Origin of the sequence: Sphingosinicella sp. LHD-64 (genome assembly GCF_031157375.1) — a bacterium.
In the GTDB taxonomy this organism is placed as follows: Bacteria; Pseudomonadota; Alphaproteobacteria; order Sphingomonadales; family Sphingomonadaceae; genus Allosphingosinicella.
Genome location: NZ_JAVIFV010000001.1, coordinates 127,572 through 148,929, shown reverse-complemented (window position 1 = coordinate 148,929; position 21,358 = coordinate 127,572). Strand labels below are relative to the sequence as shown.

Below are 21,358 nucleotides of genomic sequence, written 5' to 3'. Positions count from 1 at the left end.
CTGATCTCCTTACTTTTTGAGTGCGGCGCTTATGCGCGGCGCGATCGCTTGCGCGGTGAATCCGAAATGGGCGAACAGGTCCTCGGCCGGGGCCGAGGCGCCGAACCTGTCGAGGCCGATGGCAAGGCCGTCGCGGCCGATATAGCGTTCCCACCCGAGCGTCGCGCCGGCCTCGATCGAGACGAGCAGCGCGTCGGCGGGGAGAATGTCGGCGCGATAGGCGGCATCCTGAGCGTCGAAGCGACTCCAGCAAGGCATGGAGACCACGTCGGCGCCGATCCCCTCGCCTTGAAGGGCGTCCGCGGTGGCCAGAGCGACCTCGACCTCCGAACCGGTGGCAAGGAGCACGACCTGGCGCGGCGCGGTGGCGGCACGGAGGCGGTAGGCGCCCTTGGCAGACAGGTTCTCCGAAGCTTCGGTGCGAACCTGCGGGAGGTTCTGGCGGGTGAGCGCAAGCACGGCGGGCTTGCCCTCGGCCTGCAGCGCCAGCTCCCAGCATTCGGCGGTCTCGACGACATCGGCAGGGCGGTAGACGTCGAGATTGGGCATCGCCCGCAGCGAGGCGAGATGCTCGATCGGCTGATGTGTCGGCCCATCCTCGCCGAGCCCGATCGAATCGTGGGTCATCACATAGACGACCCGCACCTGCTGCAGCGCGGAGAGGCGGATCGCCGGGCGGGCATAGTCGGCGAAGACCAGGAAGGTGCCGCCATAGGGGATGATCCCGCCATGGAGCGCCATGCCGTTCATCGCCGCCGCCATGCCGAACTCGCGGATGCCGTAGTAGATGTAGCGCCCCGAATAATTCCCTTTAGTCAAAGGCTTGAGCGCCTTTGTTTTGGTATTGTTCGAACCGGTGAGATCGGCCGAACCGCCCACCGTCTCCGGCAATTGTGCGTTGATCGCCTCGAGCGCCATCTCGGACGCCTTGCGGGTCGCCACCTTCTGCGGATTGGCGATCAGCCCGGATATGTAGTCGGACAGCGAGAAGCCGGCGGGCAGTTCGCCCGACATGCGACGCGTCAGCTCGGCGCCATTGTCGCTGGCGGCAAGCCGATCGCGCCAGGCGGCGTGGTCGCTGGCGCTCCGCCGACCGGCCTCGCGCCAGGCCGAAGCGATCTCCGCGGGGATTTCGAACGGCGCTGCCGTCCAGCCGAGCTCGACCCGAGCGGCGGCGACCTCGTCGGTACCGAGCGCGGCGCCGTGGGTGGCCGACGTGCCCTGCTTGTTGGGCGCCCCAAAGCCGATGATCGTCTTGCAGGCGATCAGCGACGGACGCGGATCGGCCAGCGCTTCGTCCAGGGCGCGGCGGATGTCGTCGGGATCGTGCCCGTCACAGCGGACAACATGCCAGCCATAGGCGCGGTAACGGGCCTCGATATCCTCGGAGGTCGACAGGTCGGTCGATCCGTCGATGGTGATGCGGTTGTCATCCCACAGTACGTTGAGCTGCCCGAGGCCGAGATGGCCGGCCAGCCCCGCCGCCTCGTGGTTGATCCCTTCCATCAGGCAGCCGTCGCCGGCGATCGCCCAGGTCCGGTGATCGACCAGATCGTCGCCGAACTCGGCGTTGAGGTGCCGCTCGGCGATCGCCATGCCGACCGCCATGGCGACGCCCTGCCCCAGCGGCCCGGTCGTCGCCTCGACGCCGTCCAGCAGGAAGTTCTCCGGATGGCCCGCACAAGGGCTGCCCAGCTTGCGGAAGTTGCGGATGTCCTCGATCGTCGGCCGCGCATAGCCGGTCAGGTGCAGCAGCGCGTAGATCAGCATCGAGCCATGGCCGGCCGACAGGACGAACCGGTCGCGGTCCGCCCATTCGGGATCGTCAGGATCGTGCTTCAGAAATTCCGTCCAGAGCACCGTCGCCGCGTCGGCCATGCCCATCGGCATGCCGGGATGGCCCGAATTGGCTGCCTGGACCGCGTCCATGGAAAGTGCGCGGATGGCGTTGGCGAGCGTTCTGATGTCGGCGGGCAATGCAGTCCCTTTGCGAGGCGGAATCGGGGGCGACGGGCACGAATGCGCTGCGGCCTCCCTTTATCGGTGATGGCGGCCCCGTCAACCGCTGCGGCCTTGCCGCTTGCCGCGCGCCCCAGTCATGCTATCGTCACCACATGGCCGATCGGCGCGCCCTCGACGCTATCAGCCGCATCGAGCGGGCCTTGGCGCGCATCGAGGTGGCGGCATCACGACCTGCGCCTGCCCTGCCCCTCCAGGACAGCGAAGAGCACCGGCGCCTGCGCGTCGCCCATGACAGGCTGCGCCAGCGCGTGACGGGCGTGATCGGCGAGATCGACCGGATGATCGCCAAGACGGAGCCGGGCTGATGGCCAATATCGACGTCGAGGTCGCCGGCCGCCGCTACAATGTCGCCTGCCGCGACGGCGAGGAGGACCATTTGCGCGGCCTCGCCGCGGTCGTCGACAAGCGCGCGCAGGACGCCGCCGAGGCACTCGGCGGCCTTACCGAATCGCGCCAGCTCCTCTTCGCCGCCTTGCTCATCGCCGACGATCTCAAGGAGGTCCGCGCCGGCAACGCCATCCCCGATCCGGTGCCGCCCCAGCCCGACCCCGCGGTCGCGGATGCGCTGGAACGATTGGCGGGCCGCCTCGAAAGCCTGGTGGACAGGCTTGAGGCGGAGGCCCAGAGCGCCTAGATAGGCGGATGACGGGTACTGCCCGGTACGAGCTTTTGAGAACATCCCTGAGGCGATAAGACATCCTAGGGGACTGTCCCTGCCCGGGCCCTGGCCCGACGTACATGGTCCCCACCTGACGTTGAGGCGTCAGAGGATATTCCGGCAAACGGCCATGGCGGTCCCGTCACCCCCCTCCTCCGGCAAGGCCGACCTGCGCGCCGAAGGCCTGCGCCGCCGCCGCGACCTCGCGGCGAGCCTGACGCCGGAGCTGCGCGCCGCGCTTGAGGACCAGCTTGCCCGGCAGGTCTTCCCACGCCTCGCCGGTGCGCGAGTCATCGGCGCCTATCATCCGCTGAGGGAGGAGATCAGCCCCTACCCGCTCCTCGCCTTGCTCGAGGGTAATCAGCGGATCGGCCTGCCGTGGTTCGCGGCGCGCGACGCCCGGATGATCTGGCGGGAGGCGCCGGCCGTGGAGGCGGGCCCCTGGGGCGTGCTGCAGCCGCCCGCCGGCGCCGAAGCGCTGGCGCCGGACGCGGTGCTGGTGCCGATCGTCCTCGCCGACCGGCGCGGCACGCGAATCGGCCACGGCAAGGGCCATTACGACCGCGCACTGGCGCATCTGCGCGAGTCGGGCCCGGTCCTCACCATCGGCCTTGCCTGGGAGCGCCAGATCAGCGACGAGCCGATCCCGGCCGATCCCTGGGACATGCGCCTCGATGCGGTCGCGACGCCGAAGGAGTGGATTCCATGCGCCTAGAGCCGACCTGGCGTCAGCCCGTGGGCATCTTCCTGATCCTCGCCCTGATCGCGATCTGGAGCGTGATCGTGGTCAGCGCATCGAGCCTGATCGCCGGCCTGCCCTGGCCGGTTCATGTCGTCTATTATCTCCTCGCGGGGATCGTCTGGATCCTGCCGTTGAAGCCACTGCTGCGCTGGATGGAAACAGGGCGCTGGCGGCGGATCGAGTAAGCGCGCTCAGCTCTCGAACGGATCGTCCGGCAGCAGCGTGGAATATGAGATTGGCGGTCCGTGAAGCGGCGATGCGGGCAAATCGGATCGCATAGGTTGCCAGCGCGCAAAGGGTGTCCATCGCGAGCAAAGGTGCGAATTGGGGAGGTGGCGCGAGTGACGGGGCTCGAACCCGCGACCTCCGGCGTGACAGGCCGGATATCTAGTCGAAGAATCAAGCCGCATTCCAACTTTGCCGCCGAGATAACCGCTTGAAAAGCGGTACGAAGTTGGAATTTGAGATCGCTCGTTAGTCTAGAAACTCCTGGAGCCGAGAATGCAGCGCCGCCGGCTCGAAAGTTTCGCACTCCCAAATGACGAGCGAATGCCAGCCCATCGCCTTCAACTCCGATATATTATGCGCGTCGCGCTCAACGTTCCTTGCGAATTTGGCTTGCCAGAAATCCGCTCGTGTCGCCGGAGTCGTGGTTCGCTTACACCCGCCATGGCGATGCCAGAAACACCCATGCACGAATATGACTTTGCGCCGCCTTGCGAACACCAAATCGGGCTTTCCGGGCAACCCTTTGCCATGTAGCCGGAAGCGGTAGCCCAAAGCGTGCGCCGCACGCCTGACTGTCAGCTCGGGCTTTGTATTTTTCCCCTTAACCGCCGCCATGTGGCGACGACGCTTCTCGGGAACGAACTGGAAGATGTCCCTATCCAAGGATTTGCTAAGTGGATCGCGCATATATAGCGATAGGGGTGGACGGGGCGAGCGAGATGTCAAAAGAACCTTTCATCGTGGACGCTGCCCTCCTCCAAGAGCTGGGTGAGCGCCTCATTGGAAAGCACCACATTACACTCGGCGAACTTGTCAAAAATGCCTACGACGCGGACGCGACCACCTGCCACATAACGTTTGCCGATGACCACATTGAGATTGTCGATGACGGACATGGGATGTCGCCCGAGACGTTCAAGCAGTTCTGGCTACGGATCGGAACACGTCACAAAGCAAATGAACAGGTGTCGCCGCGACTGAGACGCCCTCTAACCGGAGCGAAGGGCATCGGGAGGCTCGCCGTTCAGTTCTTGGCATCCGAGTTAGAGCTTACGACAACCGCCGAGGACGATCCAACCCAGACGACGCGTGCAAAGGTTGATTGGTCAAAAATCGTTGAAGGTGAAGAGCTCAAGCGGTTTACCGTTGACGTCACCACGCTGAACAGCCCTGCCTCTTACGAGGGGCACCCTAATGGAACGCGGCTGATACTGCGGGGCCTGAAAAACGATTGGGATGCTGACGATATCGACCGGCTAGGTCGTGAGCTCTGGATGCTTCGCTCTCCGTTCCGGAAGCTAGGCGAAACCGACCGCCGTCGCGACGACCCTAGAAATTTCGACGTTGAAGTGACCGCGCCTGACATTGAAGACGCCGAGGACACGTTTAATCGTCTTCGCGACGCACTGACGGAAACACTTTGGCGTGCCCGAATAGACGGGCGCATAGAGCAGGGGCGTAAAAACGGAAGCGCGACGATCGAAATTCAGTTTCAATCTGGCTATCCTGAGGGCGCTAGGGAACAGCGATACGTCGATCATGTTCAAATTCCCATTCGGAAGATTCGTTCTTCCGACACCTGTTTCTTGGATGATGTCCGATTCCAGATTTACATATATCGCCTCGAACATCGGCAGGCAGAGGGTATTCCGGTAGGTGAGTTGAGAGATTACCTCACTGAATACGGGAACGTCTCCATCTACGATGGCGGTTTCCGACTACCGTACTATGGGACAAATCAGGACTGGCTGAAGATTGAAGAAGCCCATGCCAGCCGCTTGTCGATCTCCAGTTTGCTGCCGAGCCGACTGAACATAGACGGGCGCTATATGTTGGATTTGCCAACGGTGCGCCGGATTTTTGGCGTCGTGGAGCTCAGCACCTCGCATGAGGAACGCGCAGCCAAACGGGCAGGCGCAAAAGCCGGATCTTGGTTACAAATCCAACCCGGCCGGGACCGGCTGCACGACAACGCTGCCTACGAACAACTAGCTGATCTGGTCCGCTACTCTCTAGACTTCTACGCCAACCGCTACAAAGCTCGTTCTCTGAAGGCTGTCGAAGCTAAGCGCTATAGCGAGCCTCCAGCTCGGAAGCAGGGTCGGGTCGTCGATTTATTGCAGCGGCACGAGACGGAAATTCCGCCTGTCGTATACAAAGAAATACGGCGCGAAGCAGTTGATGCTCAGAAGGCCGTTTCTAGGCAAGACGAGGAAATCAACGCGCGGGCTGCGCTGCTAGCCCCACTCGCCGCTGCGGGAATGACCGCTCTGGCAGTCACGCATGAACTCGCTCGGGAAACACGTACCCTCGAAAGTGCCGAGCGTAGCCTACGTACTCTGGCAAGAAAGCATGGCCTACCAGAGATAGCTGCTTCAGCAGACACCTTGGCGGCGTCATTAAAGCGTCTCAGAGCGCTGCAGACGCTCTTTGCGCCGCTTCTTGCGGAGGAAGATCGCGAAGGGGACAGTCGATTGAGGGTGCTTCCAGTCGTGCGGCAGATTGTCGACGCCATGAGCGCGATTACCACCGGAATGAGCGTTGAAATTGACGTGCCTGAGGACATGCGTTTCCCAGCGGCTCCACTGGCCTCGTGGAATGCTTTGCTGCAAAATGTTCTGGCCAATAGTTGGAACGCCATTCTTGAGGCGAAGGAGGCCCGAGTTCGGATCGAGGGCCACGTCGAAGGAAGAGATCAATGGTTGTGGGTGAGCGACACGGGTACTGGCCTAAATATGTCCCCGGCAGAGGCCGAGAAACTGTTTGAACCTTTCGAGAGAAACATGAATGTCGGTCGCGACCACGCATCCCTAGTGATTGGTGGTCAGGGGCTGGGTCTCTCTATTGTCAGGATGCTGGCTTCTCGCCACACCGCCGACGTTTCATTTGTCGAACCTGAGAAGGGTTTCAGCACTACAATGCAAATTTCATGGAGGGGTTAATGCCCGGTCCTCGTATCTTGGTTCTCGATGATCAGGACGCTGGCAAGATTGCAGAGGCCGTTATCGCGGGCTGCCCAGATGCAATTGTTGATGCGCCTGACATTGAGGCACTCATGAATCGCCTTGACGCATTTTTCAAAGTGGTCCGAGCATATGCCAATGGAACAGGCGCAGCCCCTGACGATGTCAATGCTGCCGCATTTGATGATTATGACATCATTATCGTCGACAATAACCTTTCAGGAGCAACGTCGACAGGTCCCCGATTGACTGCGGAAGGAGTCGCCGGGAATCTAAGAGCATTCTTCGAGACTCCCTACGTAATCTCGCTCAACAAGAATCCTTCCGTAGATTTCGACTTGCGGCATCAAATCGGCGATCACGAGACCAAAGCGGACCTCGCGCTGAACGAACCCCATCTTCGAAACAAGCGTCTTTGGCATGTTGGGGAGCAACCCAGTGACGACAACTCTGCAGACCCGTTTGCACCTTGGTATTGGCCCGCGCTACGTGATGTGGCGGATAGACGGCGAGCCCAGATAGCCTTCGTCGACGCTAAAATGGATGACCCAATTCTAACTGCGTTGAAATTTCCGGCATCCGCGCTCGACCTGATTCCGGGACGGGCGATTGCTTACCTGTCTCCGCAAGAAGAACGTGATGGCAATCCGACTTTCTGGCAGCACTTCAAGACGTCCAATCGGTCTTTGATAGCTGATGATCGGGCACGAATCGTCTTCCCCGATAAGGACGAAGCCGAGATCAAAACGCTGTTCAAAGACCTAGAGCAGAGCCCTACCGAGCCGAGCATACGCCGCATTATCTCTCGTGTCGTCGCTGCAGAAATAGATCACTGGATCAGGCGGGACATTCTCGGGCTGCAAGATGTTCTAATGGATGCTCCGCATCTTCAGATGAGGGTAGGATTTCGCTCCGCAGCGAACGAGCCTTCGCTTGAGGAATTAGACGCGACTGCTCAAAATCCGAATGAGCCCTTCGGTTTGGAAGCGGAGTTCTATAACGCCGTAGCCTCCCAACACCGCTTTGAATCAGATTGTTGGTTGCCGCGGGATGGGGCCTTCTGGTGGTCCGAGATCGAAAACGACAAGGCTTACTCTGAGATGGTAAGCAGGCCACGTTCCGTAGGCGCCGTCTTTTGCGAGGATGTGAGAGCGTTCAAGAACGTCCAAGATAGCCCTGACATTGGGAAATTCGTTCCAGAAGGCGGAAAGCCTTGGCTTCCGCGCTTCGTTTCCCAGTTGACCGGATTCAACTATTCCCCGCGCAGCCTCCTATTTGGCTGAGTGCAAATCGTGTGCCCTCCTCTCACTCTTGATCAGGTCGCCACGTCCATGCAGCTTTTTGCGTTGCAGGGACTTGAGCCGTGCGAACAGTTTCGGCGGGAAAATGAAGAGCACGACAACGTCGTGCAGCTATTGCAGCAATGCGATCCGACGCAGCAGCGTATTTGGACTGAGTTGAATCCCGGCAGACTACGAGGCAATGCTCCTCTGAGCTTCCATCCCATGCCGCTGGGGCGGGCGGACACCCGAGGCTTCAGCTTGGCATTCTTCAGACCCGAAGTTCATGTGGTGGATGGCGACGCGGCCGAATGTGATTTGGGCTTACTGCTTCTATCTGGAGCGCCTCCGACTAGGATGGGGCTTAGATTCGAGCGCGGTAGAGAGGATGACGACACGCACGGATACGCCCACATCCAGTTCACCAGCGTTTTTCGCAATGGAGGCCCGACGACCGATGCAGGCTGGCTACCCCAGAGCTACCCGGCTTTCCCGAGACCTTGCTCCGCAATGGGCGATACATGGCTTGCCGTGCTCGTCAGCTTGTATGGTCTCAATGGAGGCAGCGCTTCAGGCTTGGGAGCCCAGATAGCGGCGATCCAGCAAACGAGGCCTGACTGGACGGACGGTGCTAAGCTTCTGGCACGTGCCCGCCATCTATTCTACCCCTCTTAAATCCGGATCATTTCCAAGAAGCGCTTGTAGCAACGAACATATCCGCCTTTGACCGTGGGCGTCAGGCCCCTCAAAGCTTGGGCTAAACCATCGCCTTCCAACTTGCGGTGCAACGTCTCGATTGGTTCGTTGCCGGTCGCGATTATCGCGTAGCTACCATGCGATGGAATTAGACCGGTGTGATCCAAGAACACCTGTGGATGGCGAGCGAGTTCCGGAACGATCAGCTTCGAATGACGCCACGGTGCGGCGAACACTCGGTCGATGGGACGGTACCAATGTGGATCGCCCTCTGTGATAATCGAGCGCGCCTCTAGTTTCTTGCGATGTGTCCGCATCCAATCGAACGCTTTTGGGTATTCGGTCAGGTTTCTCAGCCTGCCGTCCTCATCATGCAGACAAATCACCCAGAGCGGGGTTCGACTGGAATTTCCGATAAGGTCGGATGCCCGAGCCCAAGGCGCAAGGAGTTCCGGCTCGATCTTCTCCGCGTCCCTCTCGGTCAATACGTAGGCAGGCGTATAGCCCAACGCCGGACCGACCTTAACTCGATAGCCCGCTTCCAACAACGAACGGCCCGGTGCCGCGCGACCCGCAACCTCAGGGAGTGGCGTCCTGCGCTTGGCAATCAGCTTGGACGGATAGATGTCCACCGTTCGCTGGTAGACCTCGTCCGGGAGCACTTTCTCTTCCTTCAGGATTTCAATTTCGGGAAGACGATCTCGGCGGAAAGCCTCAGCGAAAGCCATGAAGCGCCAGCGGTCAGAACATAAAAAACCTAGCGTACCATTCTCTTTCAGAAGCGCGATCGTCCTATCCAAAAAAGGAAGGAAAATGTCACCCTTCGCGATACCCGCAGGCAGTGCTTCTGAATATGAAGTTCGGAGGCCCGGCGGAATCTTCGACCAGCGCGCGTAAGGGGGGTTACCAACGGCGTGTGAGAATCGCAGATCCCCAAAATCCGCGAGCAGAAAATCACCTGTCGTGATCCACGTCCCGCCGAGAGAGGACGCAACCGAGCGATCGATACCTTCGCCGACGAGGGCTGCGATTAAGGCTTCCCGAGCGGCATGCGCTTCGACCGGATGTAGTTCGAAAGCGCGAATAGCCGGGCTTAGGGTTGCCACCTCCATCGCGCGGGCGTTGGCCTTGAAAGAGCGCACCAGCCGAATCGCCGCTTCCGTAACGAAGGCTCCGTTTCCACAAGCCGGCTCGAGCAAATTTGCATCACGAAGATCAGTAAATTCCGTCCAGCAAACGTCGTCGAGCATTGCCCGTACCATGTCATGTGCGGTATAAACCCCGCAGCGAGCATGGAGTGCGGCCACCTCTCCCTCTGCGTCGTACAAATGCGGCAGAGGCGATGATGGCATTTCGTCTCCCGGGCCCCACGCTAGGAGCTTGCTCAGAACGCTGGCGTCTATAATGAGCCGCCATGAAAGTAGCAGGCCTCTACGCTGGCATTGGCGGATTCGAGCTGGGTTTTCAATCGGCTGGATTCGAGACACTCCTCCTTGCCGATAAGGATGATAGCTGTCGAACTGTCCTGAGCACTCGTTTTCCCGGCGCAGCGATAGCCGGCGATGTGTCCTCCTTGTCGGAACTGCCTGCGGGCACCACGGTCGTGACGGCTGGCTTTCCCTGTCAGAATTTGAGCATGGCAGGAGATAAAGTCGGTATTGGCGGCGCCAAAAGTGGCGACGTAAATATGATGTTCGAGCTTCTTACGCGCTCACATCTCCCCACTCTCGCGCTTGAAAACGTGTATTTCATGCTCAGCGTGGATGCCGGTCGTGCCATGCAATCGCTCGTCGATCGCATCGAGGGCCTAGGTTATGCGTGGGCTTATCGAGTGGTCGACACGAGATCTTTCGGACTGCCGCATCGCCGCCGCCGCGTCTTTATGATCGCCAGCAAAGAGGTCGATCCGCGTGCCGTCCTTTTCGCAGATGAGGCGGGCCGCCCTCTTGAGCGCAAGCTATCGCTCAAACGACCGATTGGCTTCTATTGGACCGAAGGAAGATCAGGCGTCGGACTAGCAGATGATTCGATCCCTCCGCTGAAGGGCGGTTCAGGCTTGGGCATACCCTCTGCACCAGCGGTTCTATTTCCAGACGGTCGCGTCGAAATGCCTAGCTTGGAAAGCTGTGAGAGCCTGCAAGGTTTCGAGCCTGGCTGGACCGCCCTGCCCTTCACGACAGCCCGCTCGCCCCGCTGGACGATGATTGGTAATGCAGTCTCCGTCCCAGCCTCTGGTTGGGTCGCATCTAGATTGGCCAAACCAGGTATTCCCTTTTCGTCACCGACCACTCCCCTAGTCCGAGGTGGCAGATGGCCCGCGGCGGCTTTTGGGGAAAAAGGCGTCCACTATCGCGTGGAAATATCGGAATTTCCCTTCAACGAGGTCACTCCGAGCCTCGAAACGTTGAGGGATGGCTCTTGGAAACCTCTCTCCCATCGCGCGCTGACCGGCTTCTACAAGCGCGCAAAAGAGGGCTCGCTGCGTTTTCCAGATGGGTTTCTGGCAGCGATCAAAAAAGCCCGTGACGCGGCATTGACTTAGACAACTCAGTTCACTCCCCTCAAGAGGAGATACTCCTCTTGAAAATGCGGCCAACGGTTTCCTCCCAACACTCATAATTTGACACCCTGTGGGAGTCTGGTTTTGGATAGTGGGGAAGAGATGCCGTAGTGGATTTTCCACCCGTTCTTTTCCCCATGATGCAACCGATGGAGTTGAACATGGCAGAGAACGAAGAGCGTTTCGTGTTCCTACCGAGCGTGACCGGCGATGGCGTACTCGTCAAGCGAACGCAGGTCGTAGGCGCCCGCCCAAATGGTCCGAACGGTGGCGCGATCGTATACACGGCAGCGGGTCCGAGCATCTACACGAGCTTGCCGACCACGCAGCTCGCACGGCTGTTCGACGCACAGCTCATCGAGGCTGCGCACTGATGGCGTAATCGGCGGCGCGTGAGGAGTCATCCAGAGCCTCCCTTTGGTCCATTTCGCGCGTCGCCGGTATACTGGTGGGAAAGGAACAGCCCACCATGCCTACGCGGCGCCGTAAGCTCCAACCGGCTTTTGAGTTTGACTGGCGGCCAGAACGAAGAGGGCGGCGAGCGCGCCAGCGTGAAACGCTGACCGACCCGCTTGTGGCGGCGTTGAATGCCCAGCCTAAAGAATATGCGATGCACGACTATGAGGTGCAGGGTCTCTACATTCGTGTTCGCTCCTCAGGCCTCAAGAGTTGGTATTATCGCCCTGGCCACAAGAAATCCCTCGGAGCGAAGCATCTCGGCTCCTTTCCAACAATGTCGGTTCAAGCGGCGCGAAACGAGGCGCGACGAGCTGAATATGAATTGTCACGAGGAGGTCGGTTGAAAGAAACGTCGCGTCCATCCGCCCTCGAGACGGTCTGCGATGCCTTTGCAGCGTATCTCTCCCACGGATCGTGCTTCCGGAGCAGCGAGTGGCAATCGCGCGTCAGACGCGAGTTTGATCGGCATTTCCTGCCGACAATCGGCGATCTTTATCTCCAGCGCATGACGGCCAGCCAAGCCGAAGCCGCATGCGCTTGCCGGCCAACCTACTACGGCACCCGGAATCTGCGGGACATTCTACGCTCGTTCCTATCATGGGCGGTCGAGACCGGCCGCATCACGACCAATGTCCTGAAAGGCAATCGTTCGCCGCCACGACCGGAGCCGCGGCTCAGGCAGAAGGTGACACCATCCGATTTGGGCGAGTTGTGGAGGGCGTGCGAAGTCCTACCCATCAACTGGAAATGGGCTTTTCGCCTGCTAATCGTGTCAGGGCTATCCATGAAGGAGGTGTTGGCAGCCAGAGCGCGGACAACGGGGTGGAGCCCGCACATCGAAGCGTCCCTGCCGAGAGGCCCACTTGTCGATATGATCCTTGACGAAATGCACCCCAACGAAGGCGATTATGTATTCAGAGCCCGTGGCAAGACTGGGCCAATGACGTTTCGGCAAGACATGCTTGAAAGGTTGCGCGAGGCAGCTTTCCTGCATCCGTTCACGCCCGGCGACATTACCCGCGCTGCCCGATCCCTAGTGACGACCAGCTCAGAGCCGACGCTTTCATGGGACGATATTTTCCCGCCCCTTCCCAATTGCGAAGCTGCGGTGGAATTGTGATCATTACCTCTTGGAAATGGTATCGCGTGGAATGCTGATGAAACGCGATGCAAGACGAATCCAGCGGTCGCGGCCGCATGCTTGGGCCGGCTCTCGCGGGGCGGAAGAAGGCCGAGCGTCTAGTGGATATATGGCGAGCCCCCGCACCCCACGTCACGTTAGTAATCTTAGGCAACTCCCCACCCTAGAACTTGGAAAAATCTCAGGAAAACATGCAATTCTATATGCATCGAGAGATGAAAGTGCCTTTCGATCAATGTGATTTCACAGGACCATCCCAAGGAACCATGAAAAGGAGGGGCGCTCATTGCGCCCCTTCTCATGTCAGAAGTTTACGGGTTGCCCCGTTCGTTCCGTACCATCCTCGTTCCGGCAAAAGACATCGTAGGCCATACTGCTGCCGGGGTTCGAAGGGTCAGATATGCTGATCCCCTGCCCCTCCGATTGGCCCCGTGGATCAAAGGCGTGGAATGCCCGGAAACCGGCATAGGCGCCAAACGCGTTCCGCCCGTTGACCTCTCCACAATACTGCCAGCCCGACACCTCGGCTTGCGCATTTCCCTGCGCTGTCGAGGAACCCAAAGACACGCGACGCACACTCCTGAACTGCACACTTGAAGGGTCTCTTAGCGAGGCGGCGACGGCTTGCTTCACACGCTGGTCCATCTCGGCAAACGGGTCGGCTTTAGGCTCCGAGGGTGCTTGCCGTGCTTCCTGGTTGCAGCCCCCAAATGCTCCACACACGATGAGCAGCACTCCTATTTTTGATCGTAGCAAGGCCATGCTCCGTCGGAAGAATATTAGAAAAATGCATATTCGAATATAGCATATAGTGCAATCGCCATGGCGGCTCGGAGGGTCACGGCGAAGACAATCTTCACGGATGACCATCGGGAATTTATTGGGCGGCTGAGGGCCGTCCGCCGCTCCAAGGAAATCACGCAGACGCAGCTTTCGGCCCGGCTTGACCGGGGCCAATCCTATATAAGCAACATAGAACGAGGGCAGCGCCGATTGGATGTCATTGAGTTCGCAGCCATCGCACGAGCCTTGGGCGAAGAGCCGACAGCGCTGTATGCTCGCTTGCTGCCATGAGCGGGAGCGCGAACGCGCTCAAAACGACCATTAGACGCCTCAAATAGACCGACAGATTGGATGAAATTCGCGTGATCCGGTATATCTGGACATGCGACGATCTTTCCAATCTCTGGAGCCCGGCGATGTCCCCGCCCGTGTGGCTGCGTATCGCATGGGCCTCTCGGAACCGGCGTTTTGCGTTGCGCTTCCTGAGCTAGTTTCAAGGGGCTTTCCCAAGGCCGAGTGGATGGGCCAGCGGCATGGGCGAAGGCCGAAGAGCAGAACCGCCTCTGGCAACTGCACAGATTAGGACTCACGCCGACTGGGCGTCCGGCATGGCCAGCAGGCTCGTCGGGCGAAGCGTTCCACAGATTTAGGGGAACGAGCGAGTGGCAGCGGATGGAACCCAGAACCAAGGAGGACTGGGACCGAGGACAGCGCGCGATCGAACCCATCTTCGGCACCGTCAATCCGCGAACGGTAAGCTTCGAGCACATTGACGCCTTCTACGCAGCAGTCCTCGAAAATCGCGGTGTCAGCGAGGCCTATCGCGCCATCAAGCATTGGCGTCGCCTTTGGCGAAAGATGGCGGCAATGGGCTATTGCGATGGTGGCGCAGACCCTTCGCAGGGCATCAGGCGCATCGCACCCCAAGCACGATCGCAGGTTTGGCGGCGAGGAGAAGTCGCACGTCTGGTCAAGGATGCCCTACGGCTGGGATATTCCGGATTAGCGTGCATCATTGCAGTAGCTTGGGACACCCAGTTTTCGCCCGTCGATGTCAGGAAGCTCACCGGCGACAATGTCGCTGGCATAAATGGGCGATTGCTCTTTCGGGCCGTTCGACGCGAAAAAACGGGCAAAGAAATTATCGGCACCCTCAGCAAACCTACGGCGCGCCTCGTCACGGCGTACCTAGGCACCATAGAGGCGGCCTCAGTTAATCTGCCCCTTTTCCGTCATCGACAAGGCAAGCCGTACAGCAAGGACACCTTGGGCGATGATTTCCGATCGGTCCGAGAGCACACCTTCCCCGGAGACAGGCGGGTCTTAATGGATATGCGACGCTCTGGCGCCGTAGAGGCGGCGGCGGGAGAGGTCGATCCAAATTCGCTAGCCGCGAAGATGGGTAATACGATCAATAGCTCTCGCCAGCTTCAGAGCACCTATCAGCCGGTCGAGCTCGCATCGGTTCTCGGGGCGGACGAGGCTCGAATCAGAGGTCGCCGCCGTATTCGCGAGGCGAACCAACCCTGAAAGTTGGAACTTCTCAGCGAGGCGAGTTGGAACTCGCTTTGGCCGAAAACCTAAACCATTGAAGCAATGGCGCGAGTGACGGGGCTCGAACCCGCGACCTCCGGCGTGACAGGCCGGCGCTCTAACCAACTGAGCTACACCCGCGTTTGGGCAGGCGGGCGACCTAGTTGAGGCTCACCGGCCTGTCAAGCGAACGGACGGGCAGAATTTTCAGGTGCCCGGATCGGGCGGCGGCCGGGGCCGCTGGTCCTCGTGATGCTCGTGAATCAGCGTCCCCTCCTCGAACAGGAAGCCGGCAATGTCGGGCTTGCCTGCGGCGTCGAGGATGGTCCGGAAGATGATCAGCAGCGGCACGGCGAGCAGCGCGCCGGTCGTTCCCCAGACCCAGGCCCAGAAGCTCAGCGACAGGAGGATCATCAGCGGATTGATCGTGAGCCTCCGGCCGACGACCGCGGGCGTCACCGCATTCGCCTCGATCAGGTGGATGCCGACGAAGCAGATCGCCGGCAGCAGCGCGTACCAGGGATCCTCAAAGGTCATCAGCCCGCCGAGCGCCAGGAGCAGGGTCGAGGCGATCGGGCCGAGATAGGGGATATAGTTGAGCACGGCGACGATGCCGCCCCACATCAGGGGCGTCGGCATGTCGATCAGATAGAGGACGAACGCGACGACCAGGCCCATGCCCATGTTCACGATCGTGATCGTGCCGAGATAGGCCGAGGTCGCGTCGACCACCTGCTGGATCACCCGCGCGGTGGTCATCGCGCCGTCGAAGCTCGTCCGGGTGGTGATCGTGCGCTTCCTCATCCGGGTCCAGCCGGAGAGGAAGAAGAAGATGACCAGGACGGCGAAGAACATCTGGATCACCGCGAACGGTGCCGAGGTCGCGATGATCTGGAGGAGCGTGCTCGGCGTCTCGACCCGGACCGCCTGCGGCGAGGGGATCGGCGAGCGGCCGAATTCACGCACGACATTGTCGATGAAGCGCTCGAGGTTCGAATAGACGTCGACCAAGGGTGCCAGCGTGTCGCGCAATTGCCCGATCCGCTCGGGCAGGCGCTGAAACCAGTCGGCCGCCGGAATGACGATCGCCGCGACCGCGACATTGGCGACGATCAGGAACAGGATGATGCAGATCAGCGCGGCCAGCGCCGAGGGCACCCGTCGGCGCTCCAGCCATTCCAGCAGCGGTACCAGCGCTATGGCGATGACGAGCGCGGCCGTGACCGGCAGGAAGAACTCCGCGCCCGCCCGGAGCGCGAAGGGCAGGGCCAGCACCAGCGCGATCCCGAACATGAGGACGAGCGAGGCAAGCAGCCGGTCGCGACGATGCGCGACCGCCTCCAGCTCCAGCTCGATCGCCTCGACATGAGGTGTCGGCTTCGTCGCGGTCTCGTCCGGGCCCGTGTTAAGTTGCTCTCCCATTCAGCCAACCATGCCCCAGGCCGGGGCGGCTGAGAAGAGAGGACGATATGATGCAGGTTGGTGCCCCTGGCCCGAGTCGAACGGGCACTCCTTGCGGAACTCGATTTTGAGTCGAGCGCGTCTACCAATTCCGCCACAGGGGCACGCGGGGAGGCTCCCTAGAACAGCCGGGCGCCTCCCGCAACCGCCCGGTTCAGCCGCCGACGTTCGCCGTGTCCGCTCTTCCCTTCAAGTTCGCAGCGATTGGCTCCCGGTGTCCCGTTCAAGCGAAAAGGAAGATCAGGAGACCTGCGCGAAGGCAAGCACATCCGGCCCGAGGATCATGGGAAGGCGGTCCACAGCCATTAGCCCTTCTGGCGATGAGCACGCCCGATGAGTGCGCCGAAGGGGCAGAAAGGGCTGATCCATCGCATCCCCACACGTTTGCGACTGGTGGGCGGAAGGCCCGTCATTTTGCGGTCTGGATCAAGTCCAATCGGATTCAGCACCATTTGCCGAAATGGATCGGACATTCGTCGAGCCGGAATTGCCCGGGCTCGGGCCAGCCGTAGCGTCGCGCGACCTGCAGCGAAGGGGGCAAGAAGATGCGATATCCGACCGTGCTGATCGGCCTTGTTCTGGTGGCGTCCGCGATGGCGATTCGCCCGATTCTGGCGCAGGACTCCGCTGCCGCCGAGGGAGAGGCTATCCGGGTGGGCCAGCCCTTGCCCCGCTTTGACCGATTGCGCCCCGGCACGTCGCGCTATCTGCGCTACGCCGTCCGGGCCGATCGCCGGACGATCATCGACATCTGGACCCGGACGATCGCATTCGAGTCCGATTCGGCGACCGGCACGCGGCGGCTCCACATTACTCAGGTCTGGGAGGGCAGTCAGTCCGAGCGACGGCTCGATTCCTGGTTCGAGATGGGGACGTTCCGGCCCCTCTCCCATCGGACCAGCCTCAACAACGCCACCACCGCGAACGTTGCCGGCGTGCTGTTCACGCCCGAACGGGTGCGCGGCGACGGAAGCGTCACCGCCAACAGCCTCGCCGCGCTCGACGTTGCCACCCCGGCGGGAACGTTCAATTTCGAGACCGACATGGAGATGATGTCCACGCTGCCCTGGCGCGAGGGCTATGCGACGCGAATCAATTTCTACCACCCTGGCGGCGGCGCGCCCCAGGACCATGTCGTACGCGTCACTGGCTCCGAGCCGGTCATGCTGGGCGGCAGGCCAGTCGATTGCTGGGTCGTGACGCTCGACTACGGACGCGGCGCGACCGGCCGGTTCTGGATCGCAAAGGACAGTCAGACCGTGCTCAAGGTCGAGCAACGCACGCCCGGTCAGCCGACCCTCTACAAGGTGCTGCTGCCGTCCGAAGGATCGGCGGCCGGTGCGACATAGGCCCAGGCCTGCCCGCCGGACACGAGCGTCACCTCGACCCGGACATAGGCGTCGGTCTCATAATCGTCGGCCGCCTCGAGCTCGGCCCGGGTGATCAGGAAGACGGTGCCGGTCACCAGGTCGGCGGCATGGCCAGTGGGAACCAGGATCGGATGCACGGCCGAGCCGCTTTCCGCGACGACGTCCGGATCGTCGATGGCGACGCTGGACAGCCGGTAACCCGTGACCGCGTCCGCTTCCCCGGCCAGCAGCCGACCGAAATTGGCGCGCTGCACGTCCGCCTGCTGCAAGGTGCCATAAGAGAAGAGACGGATGGCGGGTTCGGATGGGTCGCGCATGCGCTTGCCTCTAAGCATCGACGTCGGCCATGGGAATGCCAACCGATGCGTCGGCGGCAATCGCTATGCGAATGCACCCCCGATCCATAGCGCCGCGCCCGCAGCGATCGTCGCCGCGATCCAGAAGCGCCAGGCTGGCGCAGGACGCATTGGCATCGCCGCATCCTCGCCTTCCCCCGCGCCCGTCACCATCGGCAAGACGAGATTGCGACGCCTGACGATCAGGTAAAAGAGGACCGCGGCGAGGTGAAGGCCGATGAGGATGAGAAGCAAGTCGAACAACCTGTCGTGCCAATCGGTCAGCGTTTCCGACGTCTCATAGCTGACGAGGTGGGCGAGCGGGCCAGAGAACAGGCCGTCCTCGTCGCTCGCGAACAGGCCCAGGCCGACCTGCGCGGCAAGCGCGCTCAGCATCGCAACCACGCTGAAGGCGCCCAGGGGGCTGTGCCCGATGACCGGCGAGGCGCGCCCGGCGAGATAGCGCGCGACCGTCCATGGCCCTTTCACGAAGCTGACGAAGCGGGCCGTCGAGCTGCCGACAAGACCCCAGAGCAGGCGGAAGAGGATCAGGCCGAACATGGTCAGGCCCGCGGGAATGTGCAGGTCGAGCCGTTCTTCCTCCGCGGTCCACCAGAGAAACGGGATTAGAAGCGCGATCGCCCAGTGGAAGATACGGGTCGGGGCATCCCAGATGCGGACGCGCGCGTGTCCTTGAGGCGGCGCGGTCATTCGCGCTCCGGCGCCCGGAAACGATCGTGGCAGTTGCTACATGCCTTGCCCAGCTCGACCCGGTCGGCGCGGATCGCCGCGACGTCGCCGCTTTTCACGATCGCATTGAACTGCTCGGCGGCGGTGATGAAGCCGGCCGCGGCGCGACCGAAGCCCTCCTGGTCCGACCAGATTTCCGCCTTCGCCCGGGTGCGAACCCCCGCCTCCGGACCGCTGCCCGCCGGAAACCAGGTGAGAATGCGCGGCGCATAGTCGGCAAGGCGCTGCGCGTTTTCCCGAACGGTCGGGAGGGAGGGCGTGTCGGCCCTGAGTTCGTCGGCGATCGCCTTGGAGGCCTTGCCCATGTCCTTGTAGTGCGACTGACGTTCGCGAATGATCCCCGTGGAACCCGAGGAGGCGCTGTCGGACGCGCCGTTCGAGGGCGTCGGCGCCTCACCGCGATTGCACGCCGCGATGCCGATCAGAGCGGCGACGGTGACCGCCCCCAACAGTGCCTTCCTCATGTCGGAAATCTCCCTCGAGCCGGACAAGGAAGGCTTCATAGAAAACGCCCCGGCCTGGGGGAAGGCCGGGGCGTGGCTGGTCAGGTGCTAGGGAACACCCGATTCAGCTTTTTTAGCGACAGCGGCTGCCGCCACGGTCGATCTCGCGGCCGAGCAGCGCACCCGCCGCGGCGCCGAGGATCGTGCCGGTGGTCCGGTCGCGGCCGCCGTCGATCTCGCGGCCAAGCAGCGCGCCGGCGGCACCGCCGATCAGCAGGCCGGTCGTGCCGTTGGAACGGCGGCAACGGTAGCGACCATCGCGACCGCGCCAGCGCGGACCATTGTAGTAGCCACGGCGATCATAATAGCGATCGCCGCGATAGCGGTCGCGATGATCATAGGCATAAGCCGCGCTGCCGATCGTCGGCACGGTAACGGCCGGAACGGCCATGGTCGCGGCGACGACGCCGAAAATCAGATTACGCATGATACTCTCCCTTTCGAACCTGTTGCGCGGAGGGAAGGCTCCGCGTCCTGACACAAGGTCTACCGCGATTCGGCTGAGCGGCTTCTGAATCCGGCGGTTAGCCGCGGTTCATCTTGGCGATGCAACGTGGTGACTTATCGAAATAATACACGTTCTCCCTTGCGCTCGGGCGTGCGAAGCCCCAATCTCGCGGGGAACAGAGAGGACCGGGACACACGTATGGCCACCCAGACCCAGACGGACACCGCGACGCAGACGGCGAGCACGCTGACGCTCGATCCGCCGCAGCCGCTCCAGACCGTGCAGCCGGAGCAGGCCGCCGGGCTCGTGCCCCTGAAGGAGGAGCAGAAGAGCCAGCTCGACGAGAAGGTCGAGACCTTCGTCAACGAGCTGGTCGCGCTCGATTCCAACTCGCCCGATTTCGGCCGGAAGGTCGATCAGCTGACCAGCATGGGCCGCAAGGAGATCGCCGAGGCGGCCGGCCATTCCAACCGCTTCCTCGATCGCCCGGTCAAGGCGATCGACAAGGACACCGGCATCGGCGCGAACCTGACCGAGCTTCGCCGCACCGTCGAGGATCTCGATCCGGGCCGCGGCGGCGCGCTCTCGAAGCCACGCAAGCTGTTCGGCCTCATCCCGATGGGCGGGAAGCTGCGCAGTTATTTCCACAAATATCAGTCGGCGCAGAGCCACATCGCCGCGATCCTCTCCGCGCTTGCCAGCGGCAAGGACGAACTCCTCATGGACAATGCCGCGATCGACGTCGAGCGCGCCAACATGTGGAAGACGATGGGCAAGCTCGAGCAGATGATCCACATCTCGAAGGCGATGGACGCCAGGCTCGAGGACAAGGCGAACGAACTCGACGCCACCGAGCCCGCCAAGGCCAAGGCGATCCGCGAGACCGCCCTCTTCTACACCCGCCAGCGGACCACCGACCTGCTCACCCAGATGGCGGTGACGGTGCAGGGCTATCTCGCGCTCGATCTGGTCAAGAAGAACAATGTCGAGCTGGTGAAGGGCGTGGACCGGGCATCGACCACCACCGTGTCGGCGCTGCGCACCGCGGTCACCGTCGCCCAGGCGCTGACCAACCAGAAGCTGGTGCTGGAGCAGATCACCGCGCTCAACACCACCACCGCCAACATGATCGAATCGACCGGCGAGCTGCTGAAGACCCAGTCGGCCGAGATCCACAAGCAGGCGGCCAGCTCGACCATCCCGCTGGAGACGCTGCAGCGCGCCTTCCAGAACATCTATGACACGATGGATTCGATCGACAAGTTCAAGATCGAGGCGCTCGGCAACATGAAGCAGACCGTCGAAACGCTGGGCCGCGAGGTCGAGAAGAGCCGCGGCTATATCGCCCGCGCCGAGGGCGTGGCACAGAACCAGCTCGCCGGCCCGAGCGAGTCTCCGCTGACGGCGATCGAAGGCTAGCGAGGAG

21 protein-coding genes and 2 tRNA genes are annotated in these 21,358 nt (G+C 61.6%); 13 read left to right on the top strand and 10 right to left on the bottom strand.

Annotation, left to right across the window (positions count from 1 at the left end; all coding sequences use genetic code 11):
- Positions 1-9 precede the first annotated feature (9 nt).
- Positions 10-1,929 (bottom strand): transketolase, encoded by a 1,920-nt coding sequence (gene tkt, locus RCO27_RS00730; protein WP_374990339.1) that lies wholly within the window; start codon positions 1,927-1,929, stop codon positions 10-12.
- A 185-nt stretch (positions 1,930-2,114) separates the two neighbouring features.
- Between tkt and RCO27_RS00725 the strand changes: the two genes are divergently transcribed.
- From RCO27_RS00725 to RCO27_RS00710, 4 genes are all read left to right on the top strand, one after another.
- Positions 2,115-2,327: a hypothetical protein gene (locus tag RCO27_RS00725; RefSeq protein ID WP_309000727.1), complete on the top strand. Its 213-nt coding sequence runs from the start codon at positions 2,115-2,117 to the stop codon at positions 2,325-2,327.
- A complete protein-coding gene (locus RCO27_RS00720) occupies positions 2,327-2,656 on the top strand; it encodes a cell division protein ZapA (RefSeq protein WP_309000726.1) in 330 nt (109 codons plus the stop codon). The genes RCO27_RS00725 and RCO27_RS00720 overlap by 1 nt, the downstream gene beginning before the upstream one ends.
- A 154-nt stretch (positions 2,657-2,810) precedes the next feature.
- Entirely contained in the window at positions 2,811-3,395 is a 585-nt protein-coding gene (locus tag RCO27_RS00715) for a 5-formyltetrahydrofolate cyclo-ligase (protein ID WP_309000725.1), read from the top strand.
- The gene (locus RCO27_RS00710) at positions 3,386-3,607 is read left to right on the top strand and encodes a DUF2842 domain-containing protein (protein ID WP_309000724.1); all 222 of its coding nucleotides are present in this window, start codon (positions 3,386-3,388) and stop codon (positions 3,605-3,607) included. Before RCO27_RS00715 ends, RCO27_RS00710 begins: the two co-directional genes overlap by 10 nt.
- Before the next feature lie 289 nt (positions 3,608-3,896).
- On the opposite strand, the gene RCO27_RS00705 is transcribed toward RCO27_RS00710, so the two are convergent.
- Positions 3,897-4,337: a very short patch repair endonuclease gene (locus RCO27_RS00705; RefSeq protein ID WP_309000723.1), complete on the bottom strand. Its 441-nt coding sequence runs from the start codon at positions 4,335-4,337 to the stop codon at positions 3,897-3,899.
- Between the two features lie 32 nt (positions 4,338-4,369).
- On the opposite strand from RCO27_RS00705, the gene RCO27_RS00700 reads away from it, so the two are divergent.
- Both RCO27_RS00700 and RCO27_RS00695 read left to right on the top strand, forming a co-directional pair.
- Positions 4,370-6,592, top strand: a complete 2,223-nt coding sequence (locus RCO27_RS00700; RefSeq protein WP_309000722.1) for an ATP-binding protein — start codon at positions 4,370-4,372, stop codon at positions 6,590-6,592.
- Positions 6,593-6,609: 17 nt separating this feature from the next.
- Positions 6,610-7,896, top strand: a complete 1,287-nt coding sequence (locus RCO27_RS00695) for a hypothetical protein (RefSeq protein ID WP_309000721.1) — start codon at positions 6,610-6,612, stop codon at positions 7,894-7,896.
- Positions 7,897-8,564: 668 nt separating this feature from the next.
- Here RCO27_RS00695 and RCO27_RS00690 read toward each other — a convergent pair.
- Positions 8,565-9,839, bottom strand: coding sequence for an Eco57I restriction-modification methylase domain-containing protein (locus RCO27_RS00690; protein WP_309000720.1), 1,275 nt, complete (start codon positions 9,837-9,839; stop codon positions 8,565-8,567).
- Between the two features lie 164 nt (positions 9,840-10,003).
- Between RCO27_RS00690 and RCO27_RS00685 the strand changes: the two genes are divergently transcribed.
- The 5 genes from RCO27_RS00685 (at position 10,004) to RCO27_RS00670 (ending at position 15,062) form a co-directional block, all read left to right on the top strand.
- Positions 10,004-11,131: a DNA (cytosine-5-)-methyltransferase gene (locus tag RCO27_RS00685; protein WP_309000719.1), complete on the top strand. Its 1,128-nt coding sequence runs from the start codon at positions 10,004-10,006 to the stop codon at positions 11,129-11,131.
- Positions 11,132-11,286: 155 nt separating this feature from the next.
- Entirely contained in the window at positions 11,287-11,523 is a 237-nt protein-coding gene (locus RCO27_RS00680; RefSeq protein WP_309000718.1) for a hypothetical protein, read from the top strand.
- A 95-nt stretch (positions 11,524-11,618) separates the two neighbouring features.
- Positions 11,619-12,728 carry an Arm DNA-binding domain-containing protein gene (locus RCO27_RS00675; protein ID WP_309000717.1) on the top strand — a complete coding sequence of 370 codons (1,110 nt, stop codon included), beginning with the start codon at positions 11,619-11,621 and terminating at the stop codon, positions 12,726-12,728.
- A gap of 843 nt (positions 12,729-13,571) precedes the next feature.
- On the top strand, positions 13,572-13,823 hold the full coding sequence (locus tag RCO27_RS19245) for a helix-turn-helix domain-containing protein (RefSeq protein WP_374990338.1): 252 nt from the start codon (positions 13,572-13,574) through the stop codon (positions 13,821-13,823).
- 381 nt (positions 13,824-14,204) lie between these two features.
- The gene (locus RCO27_RS00670) at positions 14,205-15,062 is read left to right on the top strand and encodes a hypothetical protein (protein WP_309000716.1); all 858 of its coding nucleotides are present in this window, start codon (positions 14,205-14,207) and stop codon (positions 15,060-15,062) included.
- A gap of 67 nt (positions 15,063-15,129) precedes the next feature.
- Here the strand turns inward: RCO27_RS00670 and RCO27_RS00665 are convergent.
- From RCO27_RS00665 to RCO27_RS00655, 3 genes are all read right to left on the bottom strand, one after another.
- Positions 15,130-15,206 (bottom strand) — tRNA-Asp (locus RCO27_RS00665).
- Between the two features lie 66 nt (positions 15,207-15,272).
- Positions 15,273-16,487, bottom strand: coding sequence for an AI-2E family transporter (locus RCO27_RS00660; RefSeq protein ID WP_309000715.1), 1,215 nt, complete (start codon positions 16,485-16,487; stop codon positions 15,273-15,275).
- Between the two features lie 58 nt (positions 16,488-16,545).
- Positions 16,546-16,630, bottom strand: a tRNA-Leu gene (locus RCO27_RS00655).
- A 441-nt stretch (positions 16,631-17,071) separates the two neighbouring features.
- On the opposite strand from RCO27_RS00655, the gene RCO27_RS00650 reads away from it, so the two are divergent.
- Complete coding sequence (locus tag RCO27_RS00650; protein ID WP_309000714.1) at positions 17,072-17,875, top strand: hypothetical protein; 804 nt, start codon at positions 17,072-17,074, stop codon at positions 17,873-17,875.
- Here the strand turns inward: RCO27_RS00650 and RCO27_RS00645 are convergent.
- The 4 genes from RCO27_RS00645 to RCO27_RS00630 form a co-directional block, all read right to left on the bottom strand.
- Positions 17,827-18,213, bottom strand: coding sequence for a gamma-glutamylcyclotransferase family protein (locus RCO27_RS00645; protein ID WP_309000713.1), 387 nt, complete (start codon positions 18,211-18,213; stop codon positions 17,827-17,829). The two genes, RCO27_RS00650 and RCO27_RS00645, sit on opposite strands and share 49 nt — an antisense overlap.
- Positions 18,214-18,276: 63 nt before the next feature.
- A complete protein-coding gene (locus RCO27_RS00640) occupies positions 18,277-18,942 on the bottom strand; it encodes a cytochrome b/b6 domain-containing protein (protein ID WP_309000712.1) in 666 nt (221 codons plus the stop codon).
- Positions 18,939-19,445 (bottom strand): cytochrome c, encoded by a 507-nt coding sequence (locus RCO27_RS00635; protein ID WP_309000711.1) that lies wholly within the window; start codon positions 19,443-19,445, stop codon positions 18,939-18,941. Before RCO27_RS00635 ends, RCO27_RS00640 begins: the two co-directional genes overlap by 4 nt.
- Positions 19,446-19,557: 112 nt before the next feature.
- Positions 19,558-19,911, bottom strand: a complete 354-nt coding sequence (locus RCO27_RS00630) for a glycine zipper 2TM domain-containing protein (RefSeq protein WP_309000710.1) — start codon at positions 19,909-19,911, stop codon at positions 19,558-19,560.
- 219 nt (positions 19,912-20,130) lie between these two features.
- Here RCO27_RS00630 and RCO27_RS00625 point away from each other — a divergent pair, with 219 nt between their 5' ends.
- A complete protein-coding gene (locus RCO27_RS00625) occupies positions 20,131-21,351 on the top strand; it encodes a toxic anion resistance protein (RefSeq protein WP_309000709.1) in 1,221 nt (406 codons plus the stop codon).
- Positions 21,352-21,358 lie beyond the last annotated feature (7 nt).

Bases quoted from the DNA above. Each gene is read 5' to 3' on its own strand.
- tkt (WP_374990339.1), bottom strand. From the start codon at position 1,929: ATGGACGCGGTCCAGGCAGCCAATTCGGGCCATCCCGGCATGCCGATG.
- RCO27_RS00725 (WP_309000727.1), top strand. From the start codon at position 2,115: ATGGCCGATCGGCGCGCCCTCGACGCTATCAGCCGCATCGAGCGGGCC.
- RCO27_RS00720 (WP_309000726.1), top strand. From the start codon at position 2,327: ATGGCCAATATCGACGTCGAGGTCGCCGGCCGCCGCTACAATGTCGCC.
- RCO27_RS00715 (WP_309000725.1), top strand. From the start codon at position 2,811: ATGGCGGTCCCGTCACCCCCCTCCTCCGGCAAGGCCGACCTGCGCGCC.
- RCO27_RS00710 (WP_309000724.1), top strand. From the start codon at position 3,386: ATGCGCCTAGAGCCGACCTGGCGTCAGCCCGTGGGCATCTTCCTGATC.
- RCO27_RS00705 (WP_309000723.1), bottom strand. From the start codon at position 4,337: ATGCGCGATCCACTTAGCAAATCCTTGGATAGGGACATCTTCCAGTTC.
- RCO27_RS00700 (WP_309000722.1), top strand. From the start codon at position 4,370: ATGTCAAAAGAACCTTTCATCGTGGACGCTGCCCTCCTCCAAGAGCTG.
- RCO27_RS00690 (WP_309000720.1), bottom strand. From the start codon at position 9,839: ATGCTCGACGACGTTTGCTGGACGGAATTTACTGATCTTCGTGATGCA.
- RCO27_RS00685 (WP_309000719.1), top strand. From the start codon at position 10,004: ATGAAAGTAGCAGGCCTCTACGCTGGCATTGGCGGATTCGAGCTGGGT.
- RCO27_RS00680 (WP_309000718.1), top strand. From the start codon at position 11,287: ATGATGCAACCGATGGAGTTGAACATGGCAGAGAACGAAGAGCGTTTC.
- RCO27_RS00675 (WP_309000717.1), top strand. From the start codon at position 11,619: ATGCCTACGCGGCGCCGTAAGCTCCAACCGGCTTTTGAGTTTGACTGG.
- RCO27_RS19245 (WP_374990338.1), top strand. From the start codon at position 13,572: ATGGCGGCTCGGAGGGTCACGGCGAAGACAATCTTCACGGATGACCAT.
- RCO27_RS00670 (WP_309000716.1), top strand. From the start codon at position 14,205: ATGGAACCCAGAACCAAGGAGGACTGGGACCGAGGACAGCGCGCGATC.
- RCO27_RS00660 (WP_309000715.1), bottom strand. From the start codon at position 16,487: ATGGGAGAGCAACTTAACACGGGCCCGGACGAGACCGCGACGAAGCCG.
- RCO27_RS00650 (WP_309000714.1), top strand. From the start codon at position 17,072: ATGCGATATCCGACCGTGCTGATCGGCCTTGTTCTGGTGGCGTCCGCG.
- RCO27_RS00645 (WP_309000713.1), bottom strand. From the start codon at position 18,213: ATGCGCGACCCATCCGAACCCGCCATCCGTCTCTTCTCTTATGGCACC.
- RCO27_RS00640 (WP_309000712.1), bottom strand. From the start codon at position 18,942: ATGACCGCGCCGCCTCAAGGACACGCGCGCGTCCGCATCTGGGATGCC.
- RCO27_RS00635 (WP_309000711.1), bottom strand. From the start codon at position 19,445: ATGAGGAAGGCACTGTTGGGGGCGGTCACCGTCGCCGCTCTGATCGGC.
- RCO27_RS00630 (WP_309000710.1), bottom strand. From the start codon at position 19,911: ATGCGTAATCTGATTTTCGGCGTCGTCGCCGCGACCATGGCCGTTCCG.
- RCO27_RS00625 (WP_309000709.1), top strand. From the start codon at position 20,131: ATGGCCACCCAGACCCAGACGGACACCGCGACGCAGACGGCGAGCACG.